The organism is Aeromonas sp. QDB62 (assembly GCF_027705695.1).
GTDB lineage: Bacteria > Pseudomonadota > Gammaproteobacteria > Enterobacterales > Aeromonadaceae > Aeromonas > Aeromonas allosaccharophila.
The window spans coordinates 16,262-39,565 of record NZ_JAPDCD010000020.1 but is presented as its reverse complement, the minus strand read 5'-3'; the positions used below and the strand labels follow the sequence as shown (position 1 = coordinate 39,565).

General features: G+C 61.5%; 19 protein-coding genes. 8 read left to right on the top strand and 11 right to left on the bottom strand.

All coding sequences use genetic code 11. The annotated features are described in order from the left end of the window. Nucleotides 1-2: 2 nt before the first annotated feature. The gene (locus OKC27_RS11615) at nucleotides 3-1,790 is read right to left on the bottom strand and encodes a putative nucleotidyltransferase substrate binding domain-containing protein (RefSeq protein ID WP_182939544.1); all 1,788 of its coding nucleotides are present in this window, start codon (nucleotides 1,788-1,790) and stop codon (nucleotides 3-5) included. A 168-nt stretch (nucleotides 1,791-1,958) separates the two neighbouring features. Here OKC27_RS11615 and OKC27_RS11610 point away from each other — a divergent pair, with 168 nt between their 5' ends. Then, nucleotides 1,959-2,765, top strand: coding sequence for a crotonase/enoyl-CoA hydratase family protein (locus OKC27_RS11610; RefSeq protein ID WP_075111897.1), 807 nt, complete (start codon nucleotides 1,959-1,961; stop codon nucleotides 2,763-2,765). Nucleotides 2,766-2,835: 70 nt separating this feature from the next. Here the strand turns inward: OKC27_RS11610 and OKC27_RS11605 are convergent, their stop codons facing one another. Beyond that, nucleotides 2,836-4,335: an alanine/glycine:cation symporter family protein gene (locus OKC27_RS11605; RefSeq protein ID WP_042062719.1), complete on the bottom strand. Its 1,500-nt coding sequence runs from the start codon at nucleotides 4,333-4,335 to the stop codon at nucleotides 2,836-2,838. 348 nt (nucleotides 4,336-4,683) lie between these two features. Between OKC27_RS11605 and OKC27_RS11600 the strand changes: the two genes are divergently transcribed. Beyond that, nucleotides 4,684-5,121: a GNAT family N-acetyltransferase gene (locus OKC27_RS11600; protein WP_182939545.1), complete on the top strand. Its 438-nt coding sequence runs from the start codon at nucleotides 4,684-4,686 to the stop codon at nucleotides 5,119-5,121. 70 nt (nucleotides 5,122-5,191) lie between these two features. Next, a complete protein-coding gene (locus OKC27_RS11595; RefSeq protein WP_232093657.1) occupies nucleotides 5,192-5,959 on the top strand; it encodes a zinc-dependent peptidase in 768 nt (255 codons plus the stop codon). A gap of 80 nt (nucleotides 5,960-6,039) precedes the next feature. Here the strand turns inward: OKC27_RS11595 and OKC27_RS11590 are convergent, their stop codons facing one another. From OKC27_RS11590 to OKC27_RS11550, 9 genes are all read right to left on the bottom strand, one after another. After that, nucleotides 6,040-6,636 carry an acetate uptake transporter gene (locus OKC27_RS11590; protein ID WP_042062716.1) on the bottom strand — a complete coding sequence of 199 codons (597 nt, stop codon included), beginning with the start codon at nucleotides 6,634-6,636 and terminating at the stop codon, nucleotides 6,040-6,042. Nucleotides 6,637-6,861: 225 nt separating this feature from the next. Then, nucleotides 6,862-9,882, bottom strand: a complete 3,021-nt coding sequence (locus OKC27_RS11585) for a DUF748 domain-containing protein (RefSeq protein ID WP_270806254.1) — start codon at nucleotides 9,880-9,882, stop codon at nucleotides 6,862-6,864. A gap of 52 nt (nucleotides 9,883-9,934) precedes the next feature. Beyond that, nucleotides 9,935-10,696, bottom strand: a complete 762-nt coding sequence (locus OKC27_RS11580) for a substrate-binding periplasmic protein (protein WP_182939548.1) — start codon at nucleotides 10,694-10,696, stop codon at nucleotides 9,935-9,937. A 36-nt stretch (nucleotides 10,697-10,732) separates the two neighbouring features. After that, nucleotides 10,733-11,143 (bottom strand): MerR family transcriptional regulator, encoded by a 411-nt coding sequence (locus OKC27_RS11575; RefSeq protein ID WP_075112978.1) that lies wholly within the window; start codon nucleotides 11,141-11,143, stop codon nucleotides 10,733-10,735. 2 nt (nucleotides 11,144-11,145) lie between these two features. Then, complete coding sequence (locus tag OKC27_RS11570) at nucleotides 11,146-12,114, bottom strand: hydroxymethylglutaryl-CoA lyase (RefSeq protein WP_182939549.1); 969 nt, start codon at nucleotides 12,112-12,114, stop codon at nucleotides 11,146-11,148. Continuing rightward, nucleotides 12,111-14,081 (bottom strand): acetyl/propionyl/methylcrotonyl-CoA carboxylase subunit alpha, encoded by a 1,971-nt coding sequence (locus OKC27_RS11565; RefSeq protein WP_182939550.1) that lies wholly within the window; start codon nucleotides 14,079-14,081, stop codon nucleotides 12,111-12,113. The genes OKC27_RS11570 and OKC27_RS11565 overlap by 4 nt, the downstream gene beginning before the upstream one ends. Before the next feature lie 109 nt (nucleotides 14,082-14,190). Continuing rightward, a complete protein-coding gene (locus tag OKC27_RS11560; RefSeq protein ID WP_182939551.1) occupies nucleotides 14,191-15,045 on the bottom strand; it encodes an enoyl-CoA hydratase-related protein in 855 nt (284 codons plus the stop codon). A gap of 11 nt (nucleotides 15,046-15,056) precedes the next feature. Next, on the bottom strand, nucleotides 15,057-16,658 hold the full coding sequence (locus tag OKC27_RS11555; protein WP_182939552.1) for a carboxyl transferase domain-containing protein: 1,602 nt from the start codon (nucleotides 16,656-16,658) through the stop codon (nucleotides 15,057-15,059). After that, entirely contained in the window at nucleotides 16,655-17,797 is a 1,143-nt protein-coding gene (locus tag OKC27_RS11550; protein ID WP_182939553.1) for an isovaleryl-CoA dehydrogenase, read from the bottom strand. Before OKC27_RS11550 ends, OKC27_RS11555 begins: the two co-directional genes overlap by 4 nt. Before the next feature lie 305 nt (nucleotides 17,798-18,102). On the opposite strand from OKC27_RS11550, the gene OKC27_RS11545 reads away from it, so the two are divergent. The 5 genes from OKC27_RS11545 (at nucleotide 18,103) to OKC27_RS11525 (ending at nucleotide 23,118) form a co-directional block, all read left to right on the top strand. Continuing rightward, on the top strand, nucleotides 18,103-19,260 hold the full coding sequence (locus OKC27_RS11545; RefSeq protein ID WP_182939554.1) for an acyl-CoA dehydrogenase family protein: 1,158 nt from the start codon (nucleotides 18,103-18,105) through the stop codon (nucleotides 19,258-19,260). 140 nt (nucleotides 19,261-19,400) lie between these two features. Continuing rightward, the gene (locus tag OKC27_RS11540; RefSeq protein ID WP_042062702.1) at nucleotides 19,401-20,183 is read left to right on the top strand and encodes an enoyl-CoA hydratase; all 783 of its coding nucleotides are present in this window, start codon (nucleotides 19,401-19,403) and stop codon (nucleotides 20,181-20,183) included. Between the two features lie 18 nt (nucleotides 20,184-20,201). Then, nucleotides 20,202-21,314, top strand: a complete 1,113-nt coding sequence (locus OKC27_RS11535) for an enoyl-CoA hydratase/isomerase family protein (protein ID WP_182939555.1) — start codon at nucleotides 20,202-20,204, stop codon at nucleotides 21,312-21,314. A 51-nt stretch (nucleotides 21,315-21,365) separates the two neighbouring features. Continuing rightward, on the top strand, nucleotides 21,366-22,286 hold the full coding sequence (gene mmsB, locus OKC27_RS11530) for a 3-hydroxyisobutyrate dehydrogenase (protein ID WP_182939556.1): 921 nt from the start codon (nucleotides 21,366-21,368) through the stop codon (nucleotides 22,284-22,286). Between the two features lie 52 nt (nucleotides 22,287-22,338). Next, nucleotides 22,339-23,118 (top strand): SDR family oxidoreductase, encoded by a 780-nt coding sequence (locus OKC27_RS11525; protein ID WP_182939557.1) that lies wholly within the window; start codon nucleotides 22,339-22,341, stop codon nucleotides 23,116-23,118. Nucleotides 23,119-23,304: the final 186 nt, after the last annotated feature.

Sequence of the window (23,304 nt, the reverse complement as noted above, 5' to 3'; positions counted from 1 at the left end):
GGTTATTGTCTCAGACGAAAGTGCAAGGTGAGCCACTGCTGGAACTTCTTCACCTGATGCAGCGCCTGACGCAGCAGATCCCGCTCGCTGTGGCTGAGATCCTGTGTCTGCACCCGACTGTTGCCCCCCTTGAGCTGGCTGCGCAGCCTCAGCCGGATAAAGAGCCGAAACGCCTCCGCCAGATTGCTGCCATAGTCGGCACTGAGCCGCTCGGCGGCCACCAGTGCATCGATGCGCCCCAGGGTCGAGGTCTCCATTATTCCCCCCTCAATGGCCAGCATGCGGATACCGTGTACCAGCGGGAACAGGCCGCCCCGCTTCAGATCCAGCCCTTCCGGTGGCTGCTCCAGTCGGCCAAACAGGGTGAGCGGGGCATGAAAAGCCACCGCCGGTCGCACCATCTCTGCCAGCAGATCCCGCCTGTCTGCCAGCTGCTCGCGCAGTGCTCGGGCAACAGGCAGATGCAGCTGGCGATCTCCCGCGATGGGGTGGGCATCGGCAAGGGTGGCGAGCCAGAGCAGCTCATCCTCTTTCGCCGTGGTGCAGGCGCTGGCAATGGCTTGTTGCCACTCGCTGCCCGTTTTTACCCAGGCCGGATTGTTCACCATCACCTGCCCGGGGCAGAGGGGGTAGCCTAGTCGCTCCAGCAGGGCGCTGAATTCGGCCAGATCCGCGGCTTGGGTGGGCCATGTCAGCCCTTCTGGCAGGATCAGGGCGTTGTCCTGATCGGTTTTGAGGATCTGCTCGCCGCGCCCCTCCGAGCCCAGCATCAGCAGGCAGACGTTATCCTGCACCTCGGGGGAGATCACCAGCGCAAAGGCTTTGGCGATCAGCTGTTCGTTGATGGTGGCGATCAGCTTCATCAAAAAGGCGGTGTGGATCCCCTGGGCAAACAGCGAACGGGTCAATTGTTGCTGTTCGCGGGCCACCGCCTCCAGTGCCGGCAGGCTGTCGGCGCGGGCGATGCGCAAGGTCAGCACATGGGAGTGGGTCGAGAAGAGTCCCAGCACCTGAGTCAGTTGCAAAATGCCCGCCACCTCGTTGCCACGCCACACCACCAGCCGCTTGATGCGATGGCGGGTCATCAGCAGCAGGGCATCAAACAGATAGCTCTCCAGCGGCAGACCAATCAGCGGGGTGGGGGTCAGTACCGAGAGGGGCGCCGTCAGCGGCAATCCCTTGAGAGTCAACGCGTGGAGCAAGGTCTTGCGGGTTGCCAGCGTGAGGGAGCCATCGTGGGCGGGGTAGAGCAGGCAATCGGTCCCCTTGTTCACCATGGCTTCGGTCGCCGCCAGCAGTGACAGCTTGCTGTCGACGATGAGCGGTGGTTGCAGATGACCGAGCTCGATGCGGGTCAGGATAAATTCCGCCAGATTCTTCTGGCCCAGTTGCTCGCGTTGTTCCTGCTGTTGCTGGCGCTCGGCCAGATTGGCGGTGAAGTAGCTGGCAAACTGCGGATCCTGCTCACAGAGCGCCAGAAAGGTGTGGCGAGGAATGAGCTGGCAGAGGCTATCTTCCAGCGCGGTGAAGCGGTGGCGGCAGCGGCCGTCAAATTGGGCGCGCACATCGAACAGATCATCAACCCCGTAATCACCAAACTGGTGGTGAGGGGCCGACTCTTCCACTGCCCCCTTGATGATGAGATAGAGGCCGGGAGGCTCGTCCCCCTCCTTGAGCAGCAGATCCCCTGCCCGAAAATAGCAGAGCGAGAGGTGACGGGAGAGCCGCTCGCGCGCCTCATCGCCCAGTCGGTCGAACGGTGGTCTGGCAAAATTGAACAGGGTTGACATGACAGCGTCCTCTGCTGGCTTGCGGCACTGATCCTGCGCCCAGTGTGACAAAGGGAGGGGGAGGCGGCCAGCCGACTTTAGTCTCAGCTGTACCGGATGATAACACTCTGATAACGTGGTGGTATGACCAGTGAGTCAGTTTCAGGGATCAAGGAGAGGACAAGGGAGATGGAAAAACCAAGGATCAAGTGCGAGATCCACGACGGGATTGCCGAAGTGATGCTGACGCGGGGGGATAAACTCAATGCGCTGGACCGCGCCATGTTCAGCGCCATCGACGAGACGCTGACGCAACTTGCTCAGCACAAGGGGTTGCGGGCGGTGATCCTGCACGGCGAGGGGCGGGCCTTCTGCGCCGGACTGGATGTGAAATCCATGCTGAGACAGCCGGTAGCGGCGCTCGATATTCTCAAGCGCGAAGCGGACGAAGCGACCAATCTGGCCCAGCGGGTCGCCTATGGCTGGCATCAACTGCCGGTGCCGGTGATTGCGGTGACCCAGGGGGTCTGTTTTGGCGGTGGTCTGCAGATTGCCCTCGGCGCCGATTTTCGCTTCAGCACCCCCGATTGCCGCTTCTCGGTGATGGAGATCAAGTGGGGCATCATTCCCGACATGAGTGGCAGCGTCACCATGCGCAACCTGATGGGGCTGGATACCGCCATGGAGCTGGCCATGAGCGGGCGCGAGCTGGATGCCGTCGAGGCGAAATCCCTCGGGATGGTGAGCCGGGTCTGCGCCGATCCGCTGGTGGAGGCGCGGGAGTTTGCCCGCACCCTCATCACCAAGTCGCCGGATGCGCTGGCGGGGATCAAGCAGCTCTACAGCCAGGCCTGGGCCCGCAGTGACGAGGCGATGCTCAAAGAGGAGACCCGCCTGCAAAAGCAGATTCTGGGGCGCCCCAATCAGTGGCGAGCTACCTTTAACAGCCTGTTTCGCTGGCGTCTGCCCTTCGGGCCACGCCGCAATCCGCTTTGAGATGAGGTGATAGGAAAAAGAAATGGCAGCCGAGGCTGCCATCTTTATTGATGTCTTATGTCGTTCAGGTTCAGGAGATCTTGCGATCCTGATCCGGTTCGAACGGGTGACCGGATTTCTCCAGCTCCAAATTCTCTTCGGAGCGTTTGCCCACCCAGTAATCGGCGTTCTTGATGCCGAGCTTCTCCGGGTGGAACACCGGATCCAGCCCTTGCGCCTGTTGCGCCTCGTAATCCTTCAGGCAGGTGAAGGCAGTTTTTTGCAGCAGCAGGATGGCGATGATGTTGAGCCATGCCATCAGGCCGACCCCGATATCACCCATGCCCCACGCCAGATCCGCCGTCTTGACGGTGCCGTAGACAGTGGCGGCCATCAGCGCAATCTTCAGCAAGAAGGTGAGCCAGGGGCGATTTATCTTGCGGTTGATGTAGGCGATGTTGGTTTCGGCGATATAGTAGTAGGCAACGATGGTGGTGAACGCGAAGAAGAACAGCGCGATCGCCACGAAAATGCTGCCAAAGCCCGGCATCATGCTCTCCATGGCGGTCTGCACATAGCCCGGGCCCGCAGCGATACCGGCAATACCTGTGTAGAGGGCGGCGCCGTCCGGCCCTTGTACGTTATAAAGGCCGGTGATCAGCAGCATAAAGCCGGTGGCGGAGCAGACGAACAGGGTGTCGATATAGACGGAGAACGCCTGCACCAGACCCTGCTTGGCCGGGTGGCTTACTGCCGCAGCAGAGGAGGCGTGCGGCCCGGTACCCTGACCCGCTTCGTTGGAGTAGACCCCGCGCTTCACACCCCACATGATGGCCAGACCCAGAATGGCACCGAAACCGGCATCCATACCGAAGGCGCTCTTCCAGATCAGCAGGATCACGCCCGGCAGGGCAGAGATGTTGAGGGCGATGATGACGCAAGCCACGATGATGTAGCCGAGCGCCATAAAGGGCACCACGGTACTGGCGAAGCTGGCGATACGCTTGACACCGCCGAAGATGATAAAGCCGAGCAGCAGCGCCAGACCGGCGGCGGTGACGTTCGGATCGATATCAAAGGCGGTTTGCAGGCTGGAACCGATGGAGTTGGCCTGCACCCCCGGCAGCAGCACGCCGCAGGCGAAGATGGTGGCGATGGCGAAGGTCCAGGCATACCACTTCATGCCAAGCCCTTTCTCGATGTAGAAGGCCGGGCCGCCACGGTACTCACCGTTGATCTTCTCCTTGTAGACCTGACCCAGAGTGGACTCCACGAAAGCGGAGCTGGCGCCGAGGAAGGCCACCATCCACATCCAGAACAGGGCGCCCGGGCCACCGAAGGTGATGGCGGTAGCCACACCCGCGATGTTACCGGTACCCACGCGACCGGCCAGAGTCATGGCCAGCGCCTGGAAGGAAGAGACACCGGCATCGGTGCTCTTGCCATCAAACATCAGCCGCACCATCTCTTTGATATGACGCAGTTGCAAAAAACGGGTGCGCAGGGAGAAGTAAAGACCGACCCCCAGACACAGGTAGATGAGCGCAGGGCTCCAGATTACACCATTGATGGCATTGACGATTTCATTCATGTACAACAACTCCTTTGTTGTGTTTGTGGCGCTGTCTTGGCGAGATCTTGGCCTCGCTCTCTGTCACTGTTTTCGGCCCTGACTGTTAACAATCCAGTTAACAAACGAGCACGGGGTTGAGGGGTTAAGCAGAGCGCAAAGGCGCGCCATGCATGGCTTGTAACATATCGAGTTGTATCGGTGCTTCCCAGCTAAAAATGTCGTTTTGTTGCAAATTTGTGAATTGACAAGGGTGGGTGGATAATGGCAGGCAGCGTTTTCTATGAGTAAAGATGAGATCCTCCTTGTTGATCTGCGCCGAGCAATGTGACGGGCGTAACACAATGGAAAGCAAACATGAGGCCAACAATGAAAGATACCTCTGACACATTGACGATCCGTCCCCCTGAGGCCGACGACGGGAGCGCAGTCGCCCACCTGTTCAGCCAATTGGGGTATCCTGCCGAAGGTTGTGACGTGACGGCGTGCCTGTTGGCGCCGGATCCCGCCAGCGTTGTGCTGCTCGCCTCCCTGGCTGACAAGGTGGTCGGCGTGTTGGTGTGGCACAGGCTGGCACCGCTGCATGTTGCACCAGCATGGGGCCTGATCTCGGCGCTGGTTGTCGATGAAGGGGCAAGAGGGGCGGGAGTGGGCGCGGCCTTGCTCAAGCAAGCCGAACAGATGGCGCGTGCCGCAGGTTGCGCCCAGCTGGAGCTCTCCAGCAGCCTTAAGCGCGAGGCTGCTCACCGTTTCTATCTGGCGCAGGATTATCAGGAGCGGCCGAAACGGTTCGTCAAACTGCTGTGACCTGTTTTTTGCATCAAAAGAAGGAGTAGGCGTGCTGGGATGGTTTAAATGGCTGGGTGGTCGCCCGCAAATGCCCATGAGTGAGGATGAGTTGGCTCTGTGGCGTCAGGCGCTGGCGGCAGTGCCTATCTTGCAAGGGCTCAGCGACACCGAGCAGACGACGCTTATCGGGTTGGGGCAACAGCTGCTCAGGCGCAAGACCCTGACCCTGATCGGGGTAGCGCTCAGCCTCCGTCAACAGGCGGTGCTGGCGCTGCAGGCGGCGTTGCCCATCTTGCACCTCGGCCTTGACTGGTATCGCGGCTTTCACGAAATCATCATCATTCCCGAACCTGTCACGCGGCGCCAGGAGGTGCAGGATGAATTTGGGCTGGTGAGCGAAGTTGAAGAGGAGAACGCCGGTGAATCCTGGCCGCAAGGGCCGTTGGTGCTGGCCTGGAGCGAGCTGCAGCAGGATGGCGACTGGGATGGCTTTAATCTGGTGATCCACGAGTTGGCCCACAAGCTCGACATGCTGGGTGGTGAGGCGGACGGCACGCCGCCGTTGCCGGGGTCGATGAGCAGCCAGCTGTGGCAACAGGCCTTTCAGACCGCCTTCGATGCGCTGTGCCAGCAGCTCGATCGGGACGAAGTGACCGCCATCGATCCCTATGCTGCCGAACATCCCGCCGAGTTTTTTGCCGTCAGCTGCGAGTGCTTCTTTACTGATCCGCTGCGGCTTCGTAGTGTCTATCCCGAGGTTTACCGTCAGCTGAGCCTGCTGTTTGGTCAGGATCCGGCGAGTCGTTTTCCGCCAACCCGTCTATTAGCCGGAGAGGGAGATAGTCGGTTGTTGTGAATCCTGAGCAGCAAATACAGCATCGTAGAAAGCAAAAAAGCACCCGAGGGTGCTTTTTTACTATCTGAATGGCTTGCCTATCAGGCAGCGGCTTTCAGCTGTACGGCGGCGGCTTTCTTGTGATCGCCGATCGGCATCACGGTGCGGCCGAACTGCTCGTTGATCACGGTGGCCATGGCCAGGTAGATGGCGCTGGCGCCACAGATGATGCCTTCGAAACCGGCGATGGTGCCGATCAGGGTGCTGCCGGTGAAGTCACGGGCGGCCAGCAGGAAGAACAGCACGGTCAGGGAGGCGAACACGAACTGCTTGGCACGCGGGTAGTTGACAGTGCCGACCAGCATGAACAGGGTGAAGACACCCCACAGCAGCAGATACCAGCCCATGTAGGCGTGCGGGGTGGCTTCGGCCAGCCCCATGGTCGGCATCACCAGCAGGAACACCAGGCTCAACCAGAAGAAACCGTAGGAGATAAAGGCGGTCACACCGAAGGTGTTGCCACGCTTGTATTCCATGATACCCGCGACGATCTGGGCCATACCGCCGTAGCACAGGCCCATGGCCAGGATCATGGCGCTGATGGGGAAGAAACCTGCGTTATGGATGTTCAGCAGGATGGTGGTCATACCGAAACCCATCAGACCCAGAGGGGCAGGGTTGGCCAATTTTTCGCTCACGTGGCGTTCTCCAAAAATAGAGGTGGGGGGTTAACAAAAGACGCGCGATTTTAGGCAGGCTGTGGCGCGCCCGCAAGGGGGCAAGGGGGATAAATCGTAAAAAAACTACGTGATTATTTGCATCAGAGGCCAAATGCTCACCAAAGCAGGCTGTTTGGTGAGCAAAAGGTGTCAAAATAGTTGAGGGGTTGTATTTTTATTACGCTTTTGCGCAGTGCGGCGGCGTTACTGATCCAGCGTCAGGATCACTTTGGCTTCCTTGTCCTCTTCCTTGACCTGGCTGTCGAGCACGAACAGCCGCTCCGGGGTGATCCCCTGGCTGTCGACCAGAAACTCCTTGGTATTTTGCGCCCGGCGCATGGCGAGATTGCGCAGGGATTTGGCGGTGATGAGCTGCTGATCCCGCAGCAGGATCACCGCCTGGGCCCGCAGTGCCGCGCTCTCTTCATCCAGATGGAGCCGATCGGCCAGATCTTCCAGATCTTCACCAAAGCGCTCTTCATAGGCCTGGGCCAGCGCCTCTTGCAGGGCGGGGTCCTGTTCCAGCAGGTCGAGATCCGCCTGATTGCCAGTCAGTTTGGCCAGTACCCGCTCCAGCTTTTGCCGTTGCAGGATGGGGCGCTCCTCGTTGAAGTTAACCTTGCCGCGAATATTCATGCTGAGCTTGGGTCTATCTTTGAGGGCTTGCGCCAGCTTGACCAGTTTCTCCTGCTGGGTGGGGGTGAGATCGGGATCCCCCGGCAGGAAGGGGAGTTCGTCCAGATCGTCGGTGCCATCGGCCAGCGAGGCGAGCAGGGAGAAGGGGGAGGTGATCGCCTTGCTCAGGGTGTTGCCCAGCACATCCCAGAAGATATTGCCGATGCTGAAGTCCGGTTGATCGAGATCCCCCTTCACCTTGAGGTTCATCTGTATTACCCCGTTGGCATCGCTCAGCAGGGCGATGGCCAGCCCCAGCGGCAGATCTTTGGCTTGCTCACTCTTGATCTTCTCGCCCAGCTGCAGCTTCTTGATGGTGATGTCGTTATCCCCCTCCAGCCGGTTGCCCTCCAGCTTGTAGTGCAGCTTCATGGAGAGCTGGCCCTTGTCGATGGCATAACCGGCATAGGTGCCCGAGTAGGGGGTAAAGGTGGTGAGCTCCAGATTGTGGAAGGCCACCGCGATGTCGAGGAGCGGGTTGGCGACCAGCAGGTTGGTGCCGCCGCGGATGGTCACCGGCGCATAGCGATCCACCTTGCCGTTGAAAGCGAGATCGGAGCGTTGCCCCGGAATATTGCTGATATGACGGCTCTGGCCGCCCAGCGAGGCGATATCGGCCACGAAATCCTGACTCAGGCTGCGATCGGCAAAGCGCAGGTTGCCCTGCTCGGTACGCAACTGGTCGATGGTGAAGCGAAAGTCGGGGCCCTTGCTGCCAGTGCTCGTCTTGCTGCCTGCAGCCGTATGAGTGCTGTTGGTCGCCGCCGGTTGTGGCAACAGCAGTTGTTGCAGGTTGGTGGTGCCATCCTCGTGGATTTCAATGCGGGCGAAGGGTTTGTGCAGGGCTATCTCCTTGATCCGCATCTGCTGGCTGATGCCGTCGTACGTCAGACCGGTGAGAGCCAGGGTGTTGAACTCCAGCAGCCGCTGATTGTCTGCCCGATCGACCACCTTGAGCCCGTTGACATCGAGCCCCCCTTGCAGGGTCAGCTTGCTGAGATCCCCCTGGGCGCTGGTGGCGAGATCAAGTCGGGTCTTGCTGCTCAGCAGCCCGTTTTGCACCTTGATGCGCACCAGATCGGCCAGATAGGGTTGCGCCAGCGTCAGGGGCAGCCCCTGCTGGTTGATGTCGCCGCTCAGGGCGAAAGGGGTCAGGGTCAGTTGGCCATCAAAGGTGAGGGGACTGCTCTGGTTGAAGTGGGTGGCCAGAGTCAGTTTACTCGGTTGCTCTCCCTTGCTACTCAGTGGCCCCAGCGCCAGCTTGAGGCCGGAGAACTGGCGTGCCAGCGGTTTGCCGCTGCTCGATTCGGTAAGGGTGAGATCGCCCTTGTCGATGGCGATCTGCCTGATCTGCCACTGCCAGGGTGTGTCTGCCGCGTGTTTCTTGCCGTTACCGGCTGCCTTTGCTTGTTGTGCCGACTTGGGATCCGCACTTTTGGCTACCTCGTTTGCGGCGTTGGCCCCTTTAACGGGTTTGGCGGGGGCCTGTGCAATGAGCAGATCCGCCAGATCCAGCTCTTGCTGTGCGTTGAGGGTGGCCTTGAGCAGGGGTTGTTGCAGGGTCACCTTACCGATCTGCAGCGATTGTTTCTGGCCATCGACCGCCAATTCGCTCAGGGCCAGCTGGCTGAAGCGGGCAAACTCGTCGCCCTTGCGTTTTTTAAGCTGCCAGTTATCCAGCGTCAGCTTGCCTTTTGACAATTGCCACTGCACTTCTTGCTTGCCCTCTTTGAGCTGGTATTCCACCTCTGCATTGGCGTGGCCCTTGGCCAGATCCAGCTTGAGGTAGGGGGCCCAGAGCGGGGCAAAGGGTTTAAGCTCGACCTGCTTGAGGCTCACCTTGCCCTGACCCATACCGCTCATCACATCGAGCTTGCCGTGAGCGGCGAGGCTGCTGTTGCCGTTGATGGCGGCGCTCAGCTGATAGGCGGTCGGATGGTTTGCCTCGGTGCGCAGGTTATCGAGCTTAAGGGTCACTTTTTCCAGATTGAGGGGCGGCAGCCAGCCGGGTTCGCTCTCCTTGCGCTGATCCTGATAGCGCACATGCCCGTCAGTGACAGCGATGCTGGCGATGTCAACCAGCAGCGGGGTGCTCGTTGTCTCGGGCTCCGGGGAGGGCGCAGGAGCGAGCAGGGTGGCCAGCGCATCGGTCAGATTGAGTCGAACGTCCCCTGTTTTGTCGGCCAGCCGTTGCAGCAGCACCACGGGTTTGGTCAGGGTGACGGCGGAAAGCACGACCCCTTTCTGCTGCCAACTGGCTTGCAGGTCGGGGCTGATAAAGAGCTGCTCAAAACGGATGATGGGCTGCTGTTTGGCATCGAGCAGGGCAGTCTTGCCGAGGGTGAGAGAAGGGTTGCGCAGTCCTACGTCAATCTCCCCCAGCGTCAGCTGCAGACCGTAATGCTCGGCCAGCCAGCCGGGCAGATAGCGCTGGATCAGACGAGGGGTCTGCCATAGCAGCAGGATGATCAGGATAAGAAACAGCAGGAAAGCGTAGGCAAGGTAGCGCAGCAAGCGGGGCTTGGGGGACGCGGGCTCGGTGGTGTTCATTTGGTGCACTCCCATTTGGTTCCCGCCATGGTACAGAAAAGCTGGATAGTAATCATGGGGTTGCGTGCTGTTGTACGCCGTACTTTGTCCAAAGGCGATCCAGTTCACCCTTTTGTTGCAGCGCTGCCAGCCACTGTTCCAGCTGGGCAGGGGTAATGGGGGCCGCGGGGTGGAGAATGGCGCGGTGCTGATAATGCTGATCCCATTTTTGCGAGATCAGCAGCTGTTCAGCGGTGCCGGGATGGGCCAGCAGATACTGGTTAAGGTAAGAGACGTTGATAATGGCCACCTCACCGCGCCCTTTGAGCAGGGCTTGCAGGGCACTGATGTTGTCCTTGACCAGGGTGATATTGAGCTTGCGCTGCAGGTAGACGGGATCGGCATTGAACTGGCCGACGCCGTAGTGATAGCCGGTCACCCCGATAAGGTGGTGCTGGGAGGGATCATCGAAAAAGTGTTGATCCCGGCCCGTTTTCCGCAGTGCCACATAGACTTCGCCACCGCCGAGAAAGGGGGCTGTCATCTTCAACTTGTCGGTTTGCCAGCCCCATTTGCTGTCTTCAAACAGCATCAGCGAGAAGCGGCCCAGATCGAGCGCCTTGTAGCGATTGGCGGCCGAGGTGGGCACAAAGATAAATTTCACCTCCTGCTGGATCTCGTTGAGCTGGTCGATGAGATCCAGGGTCAGCCCTTCATAGTGGGAATCGGAGAGCTTGACCACGAAGGGGGCATAGGGGTAACCGCCAACCTTGATGAGGGGATGGCTCCAGCCAGACAGGCTGAACAAGAGCAGAAACCAGCACCAATATTTCATGGGATCCCCAGGGCAATAGCTTGTTCCCAGATTCGGTTAATCTGCGCCGCTTTTCAAGCTGTTAAGGGAATTAACACAGCGCTGTTCCGCCGCCTCCAGTTCGGTCATCACCATCTGGATATCTTCCAGTTGCTGGAGCAGGGCGCCGCGCTTTTCCTCGATCAGCTGGATCATGGAGTGGAGCTGGGTTTTGCTCGAGCGGTCGGTGTCATACATCTCGAACAGCTCGCGGATCTCGGCCAGGCTAAACCCCAGCCGTTTGCCGCGCAGGGTCAACTTGAGCCGGATCTTGTCCCGGTGGTTGTAGATGCGGGTTTGCCCCTCCCGCAGCGGGGTGAGCAGCCCTTCGTCCTCGTAATAGCGGATAGTGCGCGGCGTGACATCGAACTCGTGAGCCAATTCCGAAATGCTGTAGGTGATCTCCTTGCCGGGCAGGGAACGGGACATGGTCATGACTCCTGTGGGTGGGCGAGTGGCTGGCAGAGGCGGGCACGCAGCCGCTCGGCATTGGCGTGCAGGGCCTGACCGACTCGCGAGCCGTTGGGGCGACCAAGCTGCTCGCTGACCCACTGGCCGGTGGCCGCCAGTTTGTCGAGATCCACCCCCGTCGTCATGCCAAGGCCATGCAGCAGGTAGACCACCTCCTCTGACGCCACATTGCCAGAGGCGCCCGGTGCATAGGGGCAGCCGCCAAGGCCCGCCACCGAGCAGTCGATGGTGCGAATACCACGCTCCAGCGCGGGTAGCAGGTTGGCCAGACCCTGGCCGTAGGTGTCGTGAAAATGGACCGCGAGTCGCCCTGCCGGGATCTCGTGCAGCACCGCATCCAGCATGGGCGCCACCGTGCCCGGGGTGCCGACGCCGATGGTGTCTCCCAGCGAAATTTCGTGGCAGCCTAGATCCAGCAGTTGCTCGGCCATGGCGGCGACCCGTTTCGGGCGGGTCGGGCCATCGAACGGGCAGGCGATGACGGTGGAGAGGTAACCGCGCACCTTGATGCCGAGGCTGCGCGCCTCCTGCACCAGCGGGGCGAAGCGCACCAGCGACTCCTCCACGCTGATGCCGATATTGGCGCGAGTAAAACCGTCGGAGCAGGCGGTGAAGAGGCCAATCTCGTCGGCGCGGGCGGCGATGGCGGCCTGCAAGCCTTGCAGATTGGGCACCAGGGCGCCGTAACGGGTCGATCCCTTGCGCGGCAGTGCCTGAAAAAGTGCTGCGGAGTCCGCCATCTGCGGTACCTTTTTGGCAGAGACAAAGGCGCCCACCTCGATGCGCTGCAGGCCGCTGTCGGCCAGTCGCTGGATCAGCTCCAGCCGCTGGATCAGTGCCAGCGGGCTGGCTTCATTTTGCAGGCCATCTCGCGGCCCCATCTCCACCAGACTGACCCTGTCGTCACGGACGTCCTGTGATCGGTTCATGGGTGATCCTCCTGTATGGCTATCTCTTCGGCAAAGCGTACCAGCACGGCCCCCTGGCTCACCTGCTCGCCCTGCTTGCACTGCAGGGCCTCAATTACCCCGTCTCGCTCTGCGCGCAACTGGTGCTCCATCTTCATCGCTTCCAACACCAGCAGGGGTTGCCCCTTGCTGACCGTTTGGCCGGGTTCGACCAGCACGGCCACCACGATGCCGTGCATGGGGGCGATGGCGCCCTGCGCCTTATCGTTTACCTGATCATGGTGGTGACTGTGTTGCTGATCATCGGCCGTGAAGCGGATGCGCTGGCCCGCCAAGGTCATGATGAAGGTTGCCTCCGAGCCTGCGACCGTCTGAATGGGGATCTGCTGCCAGCAGCCCCCCTGTTGCAGCCGGATATGGTCATCGCCTTTTTGGTAGCAACAGGTCTCCCCTTGCCACCCAAACTGACCGTCATGATCGTGAAGGGTCAATACCCGGCGCTCATCACCGATGCGCACCGCTGCCGTCCAGCAGCGATCCGGCCCCAGCCGAAATCCGCAGGCTTGCTGCCAGGGGGAGTTGCCCGCAGGACGGCTCGCCAGCCAGAGGGTCGCCAGCGGCCAGGCGAACTCAGGAATGGGTTGTGGTTCGGTGGGGATGGGCCACTGGGTATGGTGGCCCATGGCCAAGACGTCAGGCTCTTCACACAGGCGCAGCAGCAGCGGGCCGTTGTGCACCAGCGGGCCAAGATCCAGCGCAGCAAGCGCATCGGCCAGTTGGGCGAACGCCTCGGCGCGGCTCTGGCCGTGGGCGATCAGCTTGGCGATCATGGGATCGTAATAGGGGCTGACCTCATCACCAGAGGTAACGCCGGTGTCGATGCGCACGCCAACGGGCCAGTGGAGCCAGTGGATGGGGCCGCTGGCGGGCAGAAAACCGGCCGCCACATCCTCGGCGTAGAGGCGCGCCTCCACAGCATGGCCGCGCAGCACCACCTCATCCTGGGTGAGTGGCAGCGGCTTGCCTTCGGCCACGGCCAGCTGCCAGGCCACCAGATCTTGCCCGGTCACCGCTTCGGTGACCGGATGTTCTACCTGCAGCCGGGTGTTCATCTCCATAAAGAAGAACTCCTCCCCGCACAGCAGGAACTCGATGGTGCCCGCCCCCTGATAGTGGATGGCTTTGGCAGCGGCCACGGCTGCATCCCCCATGGCGCGCCGCAGAGCCGGAGGAATATCGGGGGCGGGCGCCTCTTCGATCACCTTCTGATGGCGTCGCTGCAAGGAGCAGTCCCTGTCCCCCAGATAGATGGCGTTGCCGAGGCTATCGGCAAAGACCTGTACCTCCACGTGACGAGCATGGGGCAGATAGCGCTCCAGCAGTACCCGATCGTCGCCAAAGGCGGCCTTGGCCTCCCGTTTGACTGCCGCCAGCGACTCGTCAAAGTCAGCCAGCTGATCGACCCGGCGCATCCCCTTGCCACCGCCGCCACTGGAGGCCTTGATAAGCAGCGGGAAGCCAATCTGGCTCGCCTGATCGCGTAAAAAGTCTGGCCGCTGATCCGTACCGTGATAGCCGGGCAACACAGGTACACCGGCGGCCTGCATCAGCGCCTTGGCGCCCGATTTGTCGCCCATGGCGAGAATGGCGGCGCCGCTTGGACCGACAAAGCGCAGGCCGCGCTGTTCGCAGGCGGTGGCAAAATCGCTGTTTTCTGACAGAAAGCCGTAACCGGGATGGATAGCATCGGCGCGCGTCTCTTTGGCAATCTTCAGCACCTTGCCGGTGTCCAGATAGCTCTCTCTGGCTGGTGCGGGCCCCAGATGCCAGGCCTCATCGGCCAGACGGGTGTGCATGGCATGGGCGTCGGCATCGGAGTAGAGGGCGATGGTGTGGATGCCGAGGCGTTTCGCCGTCTTGATGATGCGCACGGCAATTTCGCCGCGATTAGCGATCAGCAGGCGTCTAATCGAAGTGTGATGAGTCATTTTGGCTCCCTGTTGTTCAAGGCGCACAAGTACGAAGCGTGTTGATCCGCACTCCGGTTATATTCGCCGTGGTTGGCGATCAGCAGACCATTAATCGGGGTGTGATGGGTCATGTCTCATCCTTGAAACGGGGGCGCCAGGCGGGAGGGCGTTTGTCGAAGAAGGCTTGCATCCCCTCCTGAGCTTCGAGACCGACCCGCACCCGGGCGATAGTCTCGACGGTTTTCTCTTCATGCAGGCGGGAAGGGTGGGCCTCTATGGCCGCCAGCAGCCGTTTGGTCTCTTTCATCGCCTCCGGCCCGTTGCGGCACAGACGCAGGGCTTGCGCCCGCCCCTCCGCCAGCAGCTGATCCGGTTTGCAGAGTTGATGCGCCACATTGAGCCGACAGGCGGTGATGGCATCGAACGGCTCGGCACTGAGCATGTAGCGGCGCGCCTGACGCATCCCCATGGTGCGTACCACGTAGGGGCTGATCACCGCAGGCACCAGGCCCAGGCTCACCTCGGAGAGACAGAAGCGGGCATCGTCGCTGGCCAGCACCAGATCGCAGGCACAGATCAGCCCCAGCGCTCCGCCATAGGCTGCCCCTTGCACCAGCGCCAGCGTGGGGAAGGGGAGCTCGTCGAGGGTCTGCATCAGCCGCGCCAGTACTCGGGCGTCTTCGCGATTGTGCTCGAAATCGGTGTGGGCCAGATTGCGCATCCAGTTGAGATCGGCGCCCGCGCAAAAGTGTTTGCCCTCGGCCCGCAGCAGCAGGGCGTGAGGGCGTTCGGCGAGATCATGACCATGGAGATGGGCCAGATCATCGAGGCAGTCGAGCAGCCCCAGCATCAGGTCGGCATCAAAGGCGTTGTGGCGGGCCGGGCGCGACAGCACCAGCTCGGCCAGCGGGCCATGCCGTTCAAGCCGAAACGGGCCCTGTGTTGAAGAGCCAAGTGCTGAGGAAGTGAGTGGATCTGACATAGGTTTGCTCCTTACATCCGGAAGATGCCGTACTGCTCGGGTTCAATGCGGGCACCCTGACAGGCGGCCAGTGCCAGCGCCAGCACGGTGCGGCTCTGGGCCGGGTCGATGACGCCATCATCCCAGAGGCGGGCGCTGGCGTAGTAGGGGTGACCCTGGCGCTCATACTGCTCGATCACCGGGGCGCGGATGGTGGCCGCTTCCTGCTCGCTCAAGTACTTGCCCTCGGCAGCCAGTTTGTCCCGACGCACCTGCACCAGCACCCCGGCAGCCTGCTCGCCTCCCATGACAGAGATGCGGCTGTTGGGCCAGCTAAAGATAAAATCGGGTTCATAGGCGCGGCCGCACATACCGTAGTTGCCGGCACCAAAGCTGCCGCCGACGATGATCGTTACCTTGGGCACCCGGCTGCAAGCCACGGCGGTGACCAGTTTGGCGCCGTGTTTGGCGATCCCCTCTTTTTCTGCGCTACTCCCCACCATAAAGCCGGTGATGTTCTGCAAAAAGATCAGCGGGATAACGCGCCGGTTACAGAGCTGGATAAAGTGGGCGCCCTTCTGGGCACTGTCGCTGTGCAGCACACCGTTGTTGGCGAGGATCCCCACCTCCATGCCGCAAATGCGGGCAAAGCCGGTCACCAGGGTGGTGCCGAACAGCGCCTTGAATTCGTCAAAGTCAGAGCCATCCACCAGTCGGGCAATCAGCTCGCGCGCGTCGTAAGGGCGTTTGAGGCTGGTGCCCACCAGGCCGTAGAGATCCTCTATGGGGTAGCAGGGGGGCTCGTAGCCGGGGCTGCTCTCTACCGGCTCGTTCCCCAGGTGGGTCACCAGCATGCGGGCGATGGCAAGTGCATGGGCATCGTCACAGGCCATATGATCCGCCACCCCCGAGTGGGCGCAGTGCACCTCGGCGCCGCCCAGGGCCTCGGCACTGATCTCCTCACCGGTGGCAGCCTTGACCAGCGGTGGGCCCGCCAGAAAGATGGTGGCCTGTTCTCTGACCATGATCGACTCGTCCGCCATGGCGGGGACGTAGGCACCCCCGGCGGTACAGAGCCCCATTACGACCGCCAGCTGCGGAATGTTCTGGGCCGACATGCGGGCCTGGTTGTAGAAGATGCGACCAAAGTGATCCCGGTCGGGGAACACCTCATCCTGCATCGGCAGAAAGGCGCCGCCGGAATCCACCAGATAGAGGCAGGGGAGGCGCAGCCGCTCGGCGATGGCCTGGGCGCGCAGGTGTTTTTTTACCGTGAGCGGGTAGTAGGTGCCGCCTTTCACGGTGGCGTCGTTCACCACCAGCATGCAGAGTCTGCCCGAGACCCGGCCGATGCCGGTGATGATGCCGGCGGCGGGCACCGGCTCGTCATAGACCTGCCAGCCAGCCAGCGCCGACAGTTCGAGAAACGGGGAGCCCGGGTCCAGCAGCTGATTGATGCGCTCGCGGGGCAGCAGCTTGCCGCGGGCCTGATGGCGGGCGTTGTTGGCCGCGCCACCCCCTTGCGCGATCTCGGCAATGCGGGCATGGAGATCGTCGACCTGCCCCTGCATGGCGGCCCGATTGGCCGCATATTCCGGACTCGCCGTGTCGAGACGGGAGTGGATACGACTCATGGGTTATCCCCCATCAGCTCGCGACCGATCAGCCAGCGGCGGATCTCCGAGGTGCCGGCACCGATCTCGTAGAGCTTGGCGTCCCGCAGCAGCCGGCCGGTGGGGTATTCGTTGATGTAGCCGTTGCCGCCGAGCAGCTGGATGGCATCGAGCGCCATCTGGGTGGCGTTTTCTGCGGCAAACAGGATGGCGGCGGCGCAATCCTTGCGGCTGGTGCGGCCCTGATCGCAGGCGCTCGCCACCGAGTAGACCAGTGCCCGGCTGCTGGCGAGGTGGGTATACATGTCGGCGAGCTTGCCCTGCACCAGCTGGAACTCGCCGATGGCCTGGCCGAACTGCTTGCGCTCGCGCACATAGGGCAGCACCACGTCCATGCAGGCCTGCATGATGCCAAGGGGGCCCGCCGCCAGTACTACCCGCTCGTAATCGAGCCCGCTCATCAGAACCTTGACCCCGCCGTGCAAGGTGCCCAGCAGGTTTTCCTGCGGCACCTGACAGTTGTCGAACACCAGCTCGCAGGTGCTGGAGCCGCGCATCCCCAGCTTGTCGAGCTTCTGGGCGGTAGTGAAACCGGGAGTGCCTGCCTCGACGATAAAGGCAGAAATCCCTTTGGGGCCAGCACTGGCATCTGTTTTGGCATAGATGACGAAGGTGTCGGCATCCGGGCCGTTGGTGATCCACATCTTGTTGCCATTGAGCACGAAGTGATCGCCCTCGCGTACGGCAGTCAGGCGCATGCTGACCACGTCGGATCCCGCGCCCGGCTCGCTCATGGCCAGCGCCCCCACATGCTCGCCGCTCACCAGCGCGGGCAGGTAGCGCGCTTTCTGCTCCGCCGAGCCGTGGCGGTGGATCTGGTTGATGCAGAGGTTGGAGTGGGCGCCGTAGGAGAGGCCGACCGAGGCACTGGCGCGGCTCACCTGCTCCATCACCAGCACGTGGGCCAGATAGCCGAGGTTCACCCCGTCATACTCCTCTGCCACTGTGATGCCGTGCAGCCCCAGCTCACCCATCCGGGGCCAGAGATCACGGGGGAAGGCGTTGCTCTGATCGATCTCGCTGGCGCGCGGGGCGATCACTTTCTGGCAGAAAGCCGCAACCTGTTCGGTCAGGGCATTCAGGGTCTCATCCATCTGCATCCATGCTCTCCTTGCGGATATGACAGTCGGGTAGGAAGGTTGGTTCGACCGGCTGACTCGGCGTTACGGCTGGCAGTGGTCGATCCATTTTTGTACTTCACTTCTGTCTTAAGTTTACGTTAGCGTAAACGTAAATCAATTGTTAATCTGTTGTGTGTCGATAGAGAGGTGGTCGTGAGAGTGTCATCAGCTACCACCACAACAGCGCCATAGTGGCAGATCCGAATGACCAGTGTTTGGGCGCCGCGTCATAAAGCACTAACTCAGGAAAATAAGCGCGGGGCAACAAGGGAGCGAACGACAAGATGGATTTTACCCTGACCGATGATCAACAGGCGTATGTGGAGGCGGCCGCCGCCTTTGCCGACGATGCGCTCAAACCCCATGCCGCGCGCTGGGATAAAGAACACGAGTTTCCGATCCCCACCATCAAGCAGGCGGCCGAACTCGGGTTTTGCGGTCTCTATACCCCGGAGCAGTTTGGCGGATTGGGGCTGCCTCGCCTCGATGCGAGCCTCATCTTCGAGCGCCTCGCCATGGGTTGCACTTCTACTACGGCGTATCTGACCATCCACAACATGGTGAGCTGGATGCTGGGCAGCTGGTTGCCCAGGGAGGTCGCCGAGCAGTGGGTGCCCAAACTGGCCAGCGGCGAGCTGCTGGGCTCCTATTGCCTTACCGAGCCGGGTGCGGGCTCCGATGCTGCGGCACTCAAGACCCGAGCAATTCGCGAGGGTGACAGCTATCTCATTGAGGGAACCAAGGTCTTTATCTCGGGGGCGGGCAGCACCGATGTGCTGGTGGTGATGGCCCGCACCGGTGGTGAAGGTGCGAAAGGGATCTCTGCCTTTATGGTACCGGCAGATACCCTCGGCGTGAGTTATGGCAAGGCAGAAGAGAAGCTGGGCTGGAACAGTCAGCCGACCCGGGAAGTGGCGTTTAACGGGGCGCGTATTCCCGCCAGCTACCGGCTGGGTGAAGAGGGGGAAGGGTTTAAATTCGCCATGCAGGCCCTCGATGGGGGGCGCATCAATATCGCCACCTGTTCGGTGGGCACCGCCCAGCAGGCGCTGGATGATGCGCTGGCCTATGTGCAGCAGCGTCAGCAATTTGGTCGCCCGATCAGCGAATTCCAGAGTGTGCAGTTTCGCCTGGCCGACATGGCGACCGAACTGGCGGCGGCTCGCCTGATGGTACGTCAGGCCGCCGACAAGCTGGATCGCGGGGCACCGGACAAGAGTGCCTGGTGTGCCATGGCCAAGCGTTTTGCCACCGATGTGGGTTATCGGGTCTGCGATGAGGCTCTGCAACTCTTTGGCGGCTATGGTTATATCCGCGAGTATCCGCTCGAGCGCTATCTGCGCGATACACGGGTACACCGCATTCTGGAGGGCACCAACGAGGTGATGCGACTCATCATCGCGCGTCGCCTGCTGGCCGACCCCGGCTTGTCGCTGGGTTAACCGGTGGTCGCAGCAAGGGTGTGTCTCCTGCCACCCGATTTGCGCCATGCCATGCCGGTTTCGGCTTTGTGAGCCAGCCACAGGTTGGTGTCATTCAAGCCTGTCATCATGGCTGCAGCTTCATCGACAAGGACAATGTTATGACAAGGATCAGACTCGAATATCATGGCCACGTTGCCTATATCACCCTCGACCATCCCCCTGCCAATACCTGGACCCTCGCCAGCCTGCAGGCTTTTTTGCAGATGATGGTGGAGCTCGACAGCCGCCCCGACGTGGTGGCGCTGGTGATCCGCGGCGCGGGCGACAAATTCTTCTGCGCCGGTGCTGACCTCAATATGTTTGTCGAGGGGGATCTCGAGCGGGCTCGTCAGGTGGTCGACGCCTTTGGCAAGGCCTTCGAGGCGCTGACCCGTTTTCACGGCGTCAGCATCGCCGCCATCAATGGCTATGCCATGGGAGGCGGGCTGGAAGTGGCGCTGGCCTGTGATATCCGCATCGCCGAGCAGCAGGCGCTGCTGGGACTACCGGAGGCATCGGTAGGCTTGCTCCCCTGTGCCGGTGGCACCCAGCGTCTGACCGAGCTGGTGGGGCCAGGCTGGGCCAAACGGATGATCCTCTGCGGCGAGAAGGTGAGTGCCTCGCTGGCCTACGAGATGGGGCTGGTGGAGGAGGTGGTGAAAACCGGTCAGGCATGGGAGGCGGCGCACCAGATGGCCCATCTGGTGGAGCGCCAGAGCCCGAGCGCCCTGCGCGCCTGCAAGACCCTGATCAATCAGGGCCGCAGCGGCCCTCGGGATGCGGCCCTGCCCCTTGAACAGGCGCTGTTTCTCGATCTTTTTACCGATGCCAACCAGCGTGAAGGGGTGGCCGCCTTTCTGGAGAAACGCTCACCACGCTGGCAATATGGCCCAACAGAATAAATCCATACGGAGCCGTTTATGAGTGAGCCGGTCAAGGTTAGCTGTTATCCCACCGAAGATGGTCATCAGATCGGGGTGTTGACCCTCGACAGCCCTGCGTCTCTCAACGCATTGAGCCTGCCGATGATCCAGATCCTGCAACAGACGCTGACCCGTTGGGAGCAGGATCCCGCCATCGTCTGTGTGCTGCTGCAGGGGGCGGGTGAGAAGGCGTTCTGTGCCGGTGGCGATATTCGCTCCTTCTATTACCGCAAGCAGGAGGCGAGCGAGGCGGAACTGTTTGGCTATGCCCGCGACTTTTTCGAGCAGGAGTACCGGCTCGACCACCACATCCACAGTTATCGCAAGCCCCTGATCTGCGTGGCGGACGGTATCTGCATGGGGGGCGGCATTGGCCTGTTTGCCGGAGCCGATTTTCGGGTGGTGACCGAAAGAAGCCTGTTCGCCATGCCGGAGGTGACCATCGGCCTCTACCCCGACGTGGGGGCAAGCTGGTTTTTAAGCCGGATGCCGGGGCGACTCGGGCTCTGGCTCGGTCTGACTGGCGCCCGCTTCAACGGGAGTGATGCCATCGGTCTTGGGCTGGCGGATCACGCCATCGCCAGTGGCGAGCGCAGTGCGCTGCTGTCACACCTCGCCGTACTCGACTGGACTGGCAGTGGTGATCCCCGTGAGCAGATCGATCTGCTGTTCAGAGGGTTACATGGTGAGGTGGCGGCCCGCTTGCCTGCGTCTGTGCTGTTACCCCATCAACAGAGGATCGATACCCTGCTGGCGGGGCGCACGTTGCAAGGGGTATTGGCGCGGCTGTTCGATGCCCAGTTCGATGAACATGAAGCTGTGCTCCAGCAGGCGCAGCAGATTTGCCGCACCGGCAGCCCCATCAGCCGCGCCATTTTGTGGCGCCAATATTGGCAGGCTCGCCGCAACTCCCTGGCCGAGGTATTTGCCGAGGAGCTGACCCTCTCGGTCAACTGCGTGCTCAAGGGCGATTTTGTGGAAGGGGTGCGAGCACTGCTGATCGACAAGGATAAAGATCCCCGCTGGCAGCAGCTACCACCGGAGGGGGAGTGGCTGGACGAGTTCTACCGCTGGCCGCAGGGGAGCAATCCGTTGGCCTGCAAGGAATAACAGGTTGGCAACCGGCGGACACCGCCATCAGCAACGCAAGGAGCAAGCGGGATGACAAGGATAGGATTTATCGGGCTCGGCAACATGGGGGGCCCCATGGCGGCCAATCTGGCCAAGGCCGGGCATACGGTGCAGGTATTTGATCTGGTTGCCGAAAACATTGATCGTGCCATTGCTGCTGGCTGCATCGCCGCGGGGGATGCCCGCGAGGCGCTGACCGGCTGCGAGGTGGTGATCAGCATGCTGCCTGCGGGGGAGCATGTGCGCGCCCTCTGGCAGGGCGAGAGCGCCGGTGAGCGAGGCGGGCAGGATCTGCTGGCTGCCCTGCCGGTTGGCGCACTGGTGATCGACTGCTCCACCATCGATGTCGATTCTGCCCGTCAGGTCGGGGAGGCGGCCCGCGCGCGTGGTTTGCGCTTTATCGACGCTCCCGTGTCGGGTGGTGTTAGCGGTGCTGCCGCCGGGACGCTCACCTTTATCGTCGGCGGCGATAGGGCGGATTTCGAGGCAGCAAAACCTCTGCTCGCCTGTATGGGGCAGAACCTGTTTCACGCCGGGGCGCTGGGGGCAGGGCAGATCGCCAAGATGTGCAACAATATGCTGCTTGCGATCCACATGGCGGGCACCGCCGAGGCGTTGGCCCTCGGGGTGAAGGAGGGGCTGGATCCCGCCGTGCTCTCCACCATCATGGGCAAGAGCTCGGGCAACAACTGGAGTCTGGAGCGCTACAACCCCTGGCCCGGGGTGATGGAGAATGTGCCCGCCGCCCGCAACTATCAGGGGGGCTTTATGACCCGCCTGATGGTGAAAGATTTGGGGCTGGCCATGGCGCTGGCCGAGCATGGCCACAGTGCGGTGCCCATGGGGGCGCTGGCGCGCAACCTGTTCAACCTGCATGCCGCCCAGGGGCAGGGGAGTCGGGATTTCTCCAGCATTGTCGAACTCTATCTGGATAAACAGGATCCCGCCTGACGGGCCACCTTTCTTCAAAGCATCTCCCCTCGACCTGCTACAAGGAGCATTGATGGATATCAAACAACGGGTTATCGCCATTACCGGCGCCGGACGAGGGTTGGGGCGCGCCATCGCTCTTGCCCTGGGCGCACAGGGGGCGACGCTGGCGCTGCTCGACATCAATCGAGCCGATCTGGAGGCGACCGCCGCCATGGTGCGCAGTCAGAATGATCAGTGCGATCAAGATAGCCAGTGCGAGCTGTTTGTCTGCAATGTGGCGAGCGAAGTCGAGGTTGAGTCGGTTTTTGCCGCCATCAAGGGGCGCTTTGGCGTGCTGCACGGCCTCATCAACTGCGCTGGCATTCTGCGCGACGGCATGCTGATCAAGGTGAAAGAGGGTGAGTTGGTGGAGAAGATGACGCTGGCCCAGTGGCAGAGCGTGATTGACGTCAACCTCACCGGAACCTTCCTCTGCGGTCGCGAAGGGGCGGCGCTGATGGCGCAAGGGGGGCAGGGGGGCGTTATCATCAACATCTCCTCCATCGCCCGCGCCGGCAATATCGGCCAGAGCAACTATGCCGCCAGCAAGGCGGGGGTTGCCTCGCTGGTGGTGACCTGGGCGCGGGAGCTGGCGCGCCACGGTATTCGGGTGATGGGGATCGCCCCCGGGGTGTTTGCCACCGACATGACGGCGGTGATGAAGCCGGAGGCGATGGCGCGGATGCAGCAGGCCATTCCGGTCGGCACCCTTGGCGAGGCGCAACAGCTGGCCGAGACGGTGAGCTTTATTTTTGCCAACGACTATCTGTCGGGACGGATGATAGAACTGGATGGCGGTTTGCGTTTATAGAGATTTACACCATGGGCCCCGGTGTTTTCACCGGGGCTTTTTTATGCAGATTATTTATACAGTAAGGGGCTGAATGGGGATGCATGGGGACCATGCGAGTCAGGTCACGTTGGCAGAAAAATGAGAAATATCAACGGGTCTTGGTTAATTTGAGCCAGCTCACAGGCCATATGGGTCAGTGCTGTA